Here is an 8687-nt window from a genome sequence, read left to right as displayed (position 1 = left end):
AGTTGGTTTCAATCCACGCGCCCGCGGGGGGCGCGACGAGGGGACGCGCATCTCACCACCTCTTGACCTTGGTTTCAATCCACGCGCCCGCGGGGGGCGCGACCACCTCCTCGCCGGATTTTGTCGCCGTATTTTTCATAGTTTCAATCCACGCGCCCGCGGGGGGCGCGACACCGTATCCCCGGCCACAAACACGGAGATGGGCAGTTTCAATCCACGCGCCCGCGGGGGGCGCGACAATGTCAAAACAAGGTGTGTAGACAGATTGACCTGTTTCAATCCACGCGCCCGCGGGGGGCGCGACCAGCAACGGTGCTGTAGTTGTCCAGGTTGCCGCGTTTCAATCCACGCGCCCGCGGGGGGCGCGACTTGATGCGGATTGACTTGTCGCCGAGGGTTATCTCGTTTCAATCCACGCGCCCGCGGGGGGCGCGACGCAGAAATTACCGCTCACCGTGTTATGGGATGCGGTTTCAATCCACGCGCCCGCGGGGGGCGCGACCTTCCGTCTGGGTTTGGGCTTCGGTTGATAGATCCGTTTCAATCCACGCGCCCGCGGGGGGCGCGACACTATCCGTCATAAAGTCATATAAATCAACGTTTCCCAGTGCATTTTTCGCGACCCTTTCCATAGCTGCAAGATCTGTCACCAAAAAAGCACCCATTACAGCCCTCCAACCTTGATACAGAAGCGTTGCGAACTCCCCAGACTTTTCATGTGAGCTTGAGGTTCGCAGACTACATAATAAGGGTTCCCTCTGGATCATAAGCTTGTTTGGCTCCAAAATGCTCGACTCTGTCCTTCCAGTTACGCCCAAGAAAGTAATACCTTAGACTGTCAGTTTCTGGATTTGCTATTCCCTCAAGCTTGTGCTTTAACTCTGCAAATTGTGCGGGGTCTACTAAGCACTCAAATACTGAGTTCTGCACACGCTGCCCCTTATTAACACAACACTTTGCAATTTTTCTAAGCCTTCGCCTCCCCTCTTTAGTTTCTGTATTGACATCATAAGTAATCAACACCATCATGCCACATCACCTACTTCCATAGGAATGGGGGATATAAATCCAGGTCTCCTCGAAGGTAACGTGCTAACAACAGAGCTTGGACATATGGTAATAACCCTAAGTCAATCTTCTCATTCAGGAAAGGATGTGTTATTCGCTCTTGCTTACGCTTTTGCCATGCGGTCAAGACTTCCTTTCTGGTATCGTCGTCCATAAGAACTTCGCCGCTTTCTTTTCGGGAAAATCCCTTTGCCGTAACCTGCTTTCTATTTATTAAAGAGATTACCAACCTGTCTACCATAAATGCCCGAAACTCTTCCATAATGTCTAACGCAAGGGATGGCCTTCCAGGTCTATCCCGGTGCAGAAAACCAACATATGGATCCAATCCAACTGTCTCTAAAGCTGATTGTACGTCATGTGCCAATATCGTGTAAAGAAACGAAAGCATCGCATTTAGGTTGTCTGTAGGTGGCCTTTTAATTCTACCGTGCATATAAAAGTGCTTTTTCTGATGTAATATCAGTTCATTAAACACGCCAAAGTAAGCTCTGGCGTTATCACCTTCCATACCCCGAATTTCATCCAGCGTCTCACATTTTTGTAACCGGTTTGCATTGATTTTTAGATATGCTGAGATCTCTTTGAGTGACTTCGTATCAACATTCTCGGCATGATCGCGAATACACCTCTCCAATACAACCCTAGAATTATTCAACTTGCTTGTGATACAACTAATCGCAATCGGTAAACATTTAGTCTCGTCGTCTGATCGGCGAAATTGTTCTTTTCTCAACGATACATTTCCATAGACACCACCGGTAACACGCCCCAAAAATTTGCCATAGGGACTCACAAAGCTTAATCCCACCCCGTTTTTAGCACAAAAGCCAATCAATGCTGGACTTGCCCCCAAGTAGCCGAAACAAACGACACTTTCTATGTTATGCACAGGAATCTGAAATTTTTTTGTGCCCTCAACGGAGATTACAATGTTTTCACCTTCTAGAGACAGGTAAGACTCTGGAGTACTGACGTATAACACACTGAGTAGCTTTCTCATAGCAACTCCCTACTAAGAAATTTATTGATATACTTAGCCACACCAGAATGCTTACCATCTAACTTAGGAATACACATATCTACAAGAGAACAAGATTTACAGGCACTAGTATAGTTCGGTCTCGGAGTGATGTTTTGTTTAAAGAGGCTATGCATCTGTTTGGCCAGTTCTTCGACACTATTTCTAAGCTCCGTATGGAAGATTACCTTATCCCGATGTCTGGTTTCTCCATAGAAAATAAAACCATGATGTATTTCTATATTTAGCATTTCTTCTAGGCAAAGGGCTTGGGCGCAAACCTGCACCTCATCGATATTATCACGTTTTGGGCGTCCCCTCTTATACTCTATAGGAACAGGGAGCCATTCGCCGTCTCTACCATTAAGCTTAACGCCACCTTGCTCCACAGCATGAAATTCAATCATATCTGCTACACCATAGAGACCAAGTACATAAGAAGAGAGGGGGACAGACCTTGTTGTTAAAATGTCCCCCCTAGATTCAAAGAAATCAGGATTATCGACACGCTCATGCAATTGCTTTCCCTGAACCGTGCGCAAATTCTCAGCCCATTGTTTTTCCACATGAATTAGCGCCCATTGCCTTTGGCAAAAGGCAAAATGCTGAATACCTGATAATGCCAGGAGATCATCATCACTAAAATGAGACATCAAACCATCTCTATCAGTGAAACGCCCTCAGGGACATTGGCACAATCAATTTCTACGTTGTAATCATCGTAGGCTCTTGCCGGCTTGGTCTGCTCCTTCTTCTTCACCTTGATCAATTCGAATAACTTATGGGATGGCGCATTGCCTAATTCATTATCATGCTTAAATACAACCAATTTACGAACTGCCATTTTGCCCCTTGCAGCTGAATGGTCATGTTCGAACATGTTGATTATTGCCTCCCAGAATAGCTTCAGATCCTCCTCAGTAAATCCAGTTGTCTTCCTGGCTAGATTGGCGGAAATATAGCCCTCAGTTTTGTAGAGTGCATACGGAACAACATGCTTTCTGCCCATTTCAGTTGACTTTTTCTCAGCATCCGCCTCTGTGGTGACAGCCATCCTGGTTATGGTCAATTCCTGAGTAACTATGGGATCTACGCTTCTTGCAAAATTCAGCTGAATAGGACCTCTTACTTGCCCACAATTAATCTTGGTGGTCATGACCGCGCCAAAAGCCCGTACATCATAGAAGTTTTTGCACATGAAATCTCGCAGAGGTTCGCGATTTGCCTTTGAGGCTTTTTCATCTTTTGGATCAATTCCAAGTCCAACATAGGCTGTCTCATGCTGCTTGTTTAATATCGCTCCATCTTTAACATAGATTTTGAAACCTTCTGACTCCTCTTTTGCTAATTCAACATAATTTCTAATCTTGCGTTTCAAACATACATCAGTAATTATCCCATGATTAGTCTCGGCATCAATTCGTGGCATATTGCCGGCATCTGGGTCACCATTGGGGTTACCATTTTCAACGTCCAAAAGAACAACAAACTCATAACGATTCTTGATAACTTCACTCATTATTAGGCCTCCTCAACTTCTTTTTTTGCCTTCTGATATAAGGCTACCCGTTGATGATAATAACCGAGGATAAAAGTCCCTTGCTGCTCAAGCGACAAATGTGATGGAAATTTAGTTAGCCCATTTATGATCGGCTCTAACCTTTTGTCGATTGCATATCCGTAGTCTGATTTGGATATATGATGCTGAGCTAATCTTAGTAAAATCGGGAACACAGCGCCGGGGGTCGCGCAGGCAGAGGCAAAATAGCGATCTTTAATCGTCGCATTTATCCCTGGGTTGGCGTCTTGCTGCGCTTTTTCCAGAATGGCAAAAAGTCGACCCAACAAGTACTCAGTATTTGTTGATTGCTCATTCAAGCTCACTGTCAGTACCTCCTTTAACTCTTGATTATTTTGCAGTCGTGCATTCCGTACTAAATACGCTTTGATGATTGAAGCCCTAATGTAATTCACGCGTTCTATTCTGCGGTCTTTATCGTCCATATCAGCCCTGACTCTCATTATCATTGCATTAAACAAGCTTGCAGGATAGGCGGTGCCGGTAATAATTGAGCGCATAACTGCGCCGGCTAACAACGGTTTAGCATCCTTATCTCTGCCTTTTTGTGACACTGTCTGGCTCAGCATCATCCATAGCGGAATATTGGTTGGCTTGCTTTCGAAGTCTTTAACTATTTCCATATCTTTATAGTGCTGAGCAACTTTTTCAACAAATCCTCCAAAGCTATCAGATTGAAAAAATCTAACTGAAAGTCGACTGGAGTTGGGCGCTAAGCCCAGAATATAAAACCTTGTGCTCGCATCTATTTTTCCGTTGAAATCGCCAATTTGGCTGCCTGTCTTAGCACGATATAGAACATCATGAATCAATTCCTCTGTTATGACATCCCGAATACTTTCGCCAGATTCAGCCTCGTCTTTTTCAGTTGAAGGGTTGAAAAGCTGGGCGGCAAGATTAGTGTAGATATCGCTGGGACTTTCTGCCCAAAAAACTGTAGTGCTGTCGCCAACTTGAATTCTCTGATTTTGCCTAGAGAGTATATGGTTTAGCACCGTAGTATAGGAGAATGCTACCTTTTTACTGGTTGGAGAATTAAAACTTTGCGTTTTTCCGTACGACTCGTATGACGGAGCATTAAAAGACACCAGTGACGCACCACTTGATTGAGCACCCTTGACTTTTTTAATGCTGGGATGTAGAACAGCAATTGGAGCTATTTCACCAGTTACTAAGCATTGCGCCACTATATCATCTTTTGAATTTGATATATAAGCTTCCCACAGTTGCTTTATCTCTAATTCTTCGTGAAGAAAACCTGCTTGTCCATCTAATCGAAAAACTAAGTTTGAACCCTGTATAATATCTTCAATATATTTTTTTAGCACTGGGTGGTCAATGGCGGACCCGGGATTCCACTTTTCTAGGAATTTCAATATTGCTTTTGCAGCATGTCCTTTTGAAAATGCGAGAATTGTCTGATGCAATTCCTTGAAGGCCTGATGCGCTCGGGCAGTCCGCTTAGGTTTATCTTTACCGTCGATTCCAAGCACATAGGTACTGTTATCGCACATGTAATTGGGGTTGATATTGGCTGACCGTTTATTATGCTCCGGTACTACAATATCTCTGGGAAAGAGCTTGCCTTTGTTACCTGGTTCCATCAAAGAAATTACATCAATTAAATCTCCATCATCTGAAATAGTGAGTGCGTGGCTCACCTTTGCAACGCAATACCCATACCGAGGAACATCTTTGTCGCCAGCTTGAGACAAGATATCGTAATACCTGTTTAGTGCATCTATAATCACCAGCTCACCTCCCCTTTATAAAATCAGCTAGCTCGATAATCCCGTTCTTCATTCTTGCTCTAAAGAAAATTGGGGTCATGTTATTCTCGAAATCCAAATCCCATAACATCCAACCAAGGTCTTGTTCACCACTGTACACACTGCTCGGGATATCAGCCTCCAACAATTCAAATTTTGCGGCAAACTCCCTAGTTCCCAAATAGGGCTGATGATAACATTGTCCTCGGCGAAGACGCCGAAGCGCAATATTATAATGTTTTTCAGGATGATCATCAGGGCCTGCTTTTTCAGTCAACTCAAAATGTGCTTCAATTACATAACTAACGTCCCTTAGCACCATTGATGCCCTTTGCTGCCTTGCTTCTGAGGCTATCAGAGAGAGATCTACGGCGCCCCCATTCATGACTTTTTTAATGCTTGCGGCCGATATTTTTTCGCTTACTTCATTTCTGCGGATATTTGTAAACTTTATTTCATTTAACACATGAATTCGATCAATTATCCATCTAATAGCTGGTTTCCAGTAAATTGCCTCAATTATCCCTCTAGCTGCGGATGGTGTTATCACATCATAGCTGACCCGTTCCACTTTCATTTCTGGTCTTGTAAAACAAGCGTAATCACCAGAAACATGAAGCTTAACGCCATACCCCATATACAACGAACCTCCTTCCTAGATAAAAATTCCTTCGCCAAAGGTTTCCATTGGCACTGTTAATCCAGTTTTTTTATTGTAATTTCCCTCCAAATCTTTCAGAATAACAAAAGTATCGTTTACTGTCTGTAATGATGAGTTTTTTAGCAGCTTCTTATACTCATGCTCGTAGATGGACAAAGTAAATGCTTGTAACTTTCGTGCGAGACTGAGCGGGTAAGGGGTATACTTAGCAGCGTTAATTAACCTGTCTGCTTGGTTATTAAACGGAACTATTACAGAAACCGTATTGCTTTCAATGAGACGAAAATCTCTAGCAGCAGTTTGGAAGTCAAATTCAAGCTGCGTATGTCTTGCCTCGAAGCACTCAATAATTCCCTTTTTATCCAGTAAGCTTTCCCCTTCCAACATATAAAGCTGCTTAAAATAAAACTCTATGGCTTCTAAAGAAATTGGATCATCATAATGCCTAAACACTTCCTCGGCTACTTTGGCTGTTCTCTCCAAATACCCCCTTAATTTTGAATAATTTGAGTCTGGTTCAAAAACATGCAGGTAGCCTGTCCGTAAGTGTCCTTCCCGATTACATCTACCGGCTGATTGAACAATGGAGTCAATACCAGCGAGAGCGCGATAGACTACTGGAAAATCAACATCAACGCCTGCCTCTATCAATTGAGTAGATATAACTCGACACGGCTGTTGATTTCTTAACCTTTGCCTGATAATTGCAATCGTTTGTTGACGATGAATTGAACACATAAGCGTACTCAAGTGAAATGAGTTTTCCTTATCCTCTAGCTTTGCAAAGAGCTCCTTTGCATGTTTACGGGTGTTAACTATACAAAGAACTTGCTTTAGCTTATTAAGGTTTTCAACGAGACTATCGTCACTAACTTTACCTTCTTTGACCACCTGAACCTTTTTAAAATCCTGATATAGTTGTTGGGGATTGTCCATTATTTCTACTGGCTGCATCCCTGAAGGCAGCAGACCTCTGATTGAAGGCTGAGTAGCAGTACATAGAACAGCCGTTGAACCGTAATTCCTCACCAACTCAGTTACTGCCAACAGGCACGGTTTCAAATAAGACAACGGCAACATCTGGGCCTCATCAAAAATAATTACGCTACGTGACATGTTATGTAACTTCCTACATCTGGAACTCCTGTTTGAGAACAAAGACTCGAAAAACTGTACGTTGGTTGTTACCACGATTGGGATATCCCAGTTTTCAGTTGCCAGCTTTAACTTAGCATCAATAGTTTTATAATCTTCAGTCAGACGTTCTTGAAATTGATAGTTGCTGTGATGTTCAAGAATATTATGTTCCCCTAAAGTGTCTTTAAATACTTTAGCATTTTGCTCAATAATACTGGTGTAAGGGATGACATAGATAACCCTGTTTAACTTATGCTCCACCGCATGCTTGAGGGCAAAAGCTAAGGAAGAATACGTTTTGCCCCCTCCTGTTGGAACAGTAAGAGAATATAGACCTTGCTCTTGCTCTGCCATAGTCAGACTTCGATCTAGAATTTCACACCGTTTGATGTTAATTTTGGTGGACCGATTAACAAAACCTCTTAAAAAGGAACTTAGAGTGGCGTGCAAATCGACAATAGAAGTATTGTTCCCCCTGGGCTTCACAACTTCGGACATGTAGCTTTCAGTATCCAAAAAATCTGCGTCCACTAAACACGAATACAGCATCCTGACAAAAAATGAAATCGAGAAGCCAACATAATCTTGCATTGGGTTGAGCGGAAATGTAGGTTGCAGCTTTTCAATTTGACTACCGATATCCAGCCTATAAGAACTGTAATCTTTAACTTGTTTATTAAATCGTGAACATAAAGTGCCCTCTGTTGAAGCGTGGGTCCCATAATCTGGCAACCCGCTATGGTGACCTGCAATGCAATAAGCTAAAAGTTTGCCGAACGATTCACCAAAAAGGACTTTAGCCTCAATTGCCCCTGCAGTTGAATGATCCACCGGGAAACGTGCTCCACGAAGCCGTTCCTGAAACTCAGGAGAGTACTTGCCTATGTCATGTAATGCGCCACAGATATACCCGAAGTCACCAGCGTGAAACTCTGAGGCAAACTGTTCAGCTCTTTTTGCAGTATTACTAAGATGCTCAGATAACTTCTGCCACGGTTTACCTGGAACAGCAGAAGAATGGGCATAAAAATGCACTCAACTCACCCCCTCATCAACTCTTATATTAGTAACAGGCTTGGTTGGTTTTAACTGTTATTCATGTATAAGCATTATACAAAATTGTAGTGACAAACTGTGTCACGAGCATGTATTTTCTGAATTCTACATCCTGAAACCTTTTCCTGCAATAAATGGAAAGAGCAAGTCGAATTGACTAGCTTTTTTTTAATCTGGTTGCAATTTTAATTATGCCAATAGTAGCAAACTCTACGTAAAATAATTTCTCGATGGTCAGCAACTTCTGCTTGAATACGGTCCAGTTTTTCGGAGTTAAGTGTTTTTGCTGAACCATATAGCCCAAAAGTTGACTGTATTGCCTGTCCAACAACTGCTAGGTATAATGACCTTATCTTATGAAAGGAAAGGACGCCCCGTTAGCGTGCTACCCATTAC

At 43.0% G+C, this 8687-nt stretch carries 7 protein-coding genes and 1 CRISPR repeat array; all 7 genes read right to left on the bottom strand.

Features of this window, described 5'->3' with window-relative positions; genetic code table 11:
* Nucleotides 1–5: 5 nt before the first annotated feature.
* Nucleotides 6–569: direct repeats of the CRISPR family, unit length 32 nt; unit sequence GTTTCAATCCACGCGCCCGCGGGGGGCGCGAC.
* Nucleotides 570–738: 169 nt separating this feature from the next.
* From cas2 to cas3, 7 genes are read right to left on the bottom strand one after another with little or no spacing between them, the layout of a single operon-like run.
* Nucleotides 739–1029, bottom strand: a complete 291-nt coding sequence (gene cas2 / locus FH749_07080) for a CRISPR-associated endonuclease Cas2 (GenBank protein ID MTI95235.1) — start codon at nucleotides 1027–1029, stop codon at nucleotides 739–741.
* A 10-nt stretch (nucleotides 1030–1039) separates the two neighbouring features.
* Complete coding sequence (gene cas1c, locus FH749_07075) at nucleotides 1040–2071, bottom strand: type I-C CRISPR-associated endonuclease Cas1 (protein MTI95234.1); 1032 nt, start codon at nucleotides 2069–2071, stop codon at nucleotides 1040–1042.
* Complete coding sequence (gene cas4, locus FH749_07070; GenBank protein ID MTI95233.1) at nucleotides 2068–2742, bottom strand: CRISPR-associated protein Cas4; 675 nt, start codon at nucleotides 2740–2742, stop codon at nucleotides 2068–2070. The genes cas1c and cas4 overlap by 4 nt, the downstream gene beginning before the upstream one ends.
* Entirely contained in the window at nucleotides 2742–3608 is an 867-nt protein-coding gene (cas7c, locus tag FH749_07065) for a type I-C CRISPR-associated protein Cas7/Csd2 (protein ID MTI95232.1), read from the bottom strand. The genes cas4 and cas7c overlap by 1 nt, the downstream gene beginning before the upstream one ends.
* Before the next feature lie 2 nt (nucleotides 3609–3610).
* Nucleotides 3611–5419, bottom strand: a complete 1809-nt coding sequence (gene cas8c, locus FH749_07060) for a type I-C CRISPR-associated protein Cas8c/Csd1 (protein MTI95231.1) — start codon at nucleotides 5417–5419, stop codon at nucleotides 3611–3613.
* Nucleotides 5420–5423: 4 nt separating this feature from the next.
* Entirely contained in the window at nucleotides 5424–6074 is a 651-nt protein-coding gene (cas5c, locus tag FH749_07055; GenBank protein MTI95230.1) for a type I-C CRISPR-associated protein Cas5, read from the bottom strand.
* 18 nt (nucleotides 6075–6092) lie between these two features.
* Entirely contained in the window at nucleotides 6093–8270 is a 2178-nt protein-coding gene (gene cas3, locus FH749_07050) for a CRISPR-associated helicase Cas3' (GenBank protein ID MTI95229.1), read from the bottom strand.
* Between the last annotated feature and the right edge of the window lie 417 nt (nucleotides 8271–8687).

The organism is Bacillota bacterium (genome assembly GCA_009711825.1).
Lineage (GTDB): Bacteria > Bacillota > Proteinivoracia > UBA4975 > VEMY01 > VEMY01.
Note: the sequence above shows the minus strand (reverse complement) of the source record. Positions and strands in the feature narration are given on the sequence as shown.

Excerpts from the sequence above, each read along its gene's own strand:
- cas2 (MTI95235.1), bottom strand. The coding sequence starts at position 1,029 with ATGATGGTGTTGATTACTTATGATGTCAATACAGAAACTAAAGAGGGG.
- cas1c (MTI95234.1), bottom strand. The coding sequence starts at position 2,071 with ATGAGAAAGCTACTCAGTGTGTTATACGTCAGTACTCCAGAGTCTTAC.
- cas4 (MTI95233.1), bottom strand. The coding sequence starts at position 2,742 with ATGTCTCATTTTAGTGATGATGATCTCCTGGCATTATCAGGTATTCAG.
- cas7c (MTI95232.1), bottom strand. The coding sequence starts at position 3,608 with ATGAGTGAAGTTATCAAGAATCGTTATGAGTTTGTTGTTCTTTTGGAC.
- cas5c (MTI95230.1), bottom strand. The coding sequence starts at position 6,074 with ATGGGGTATGGCGTTAAGCTTCATGTTTCTGGTGATTACGCTTGTTTT.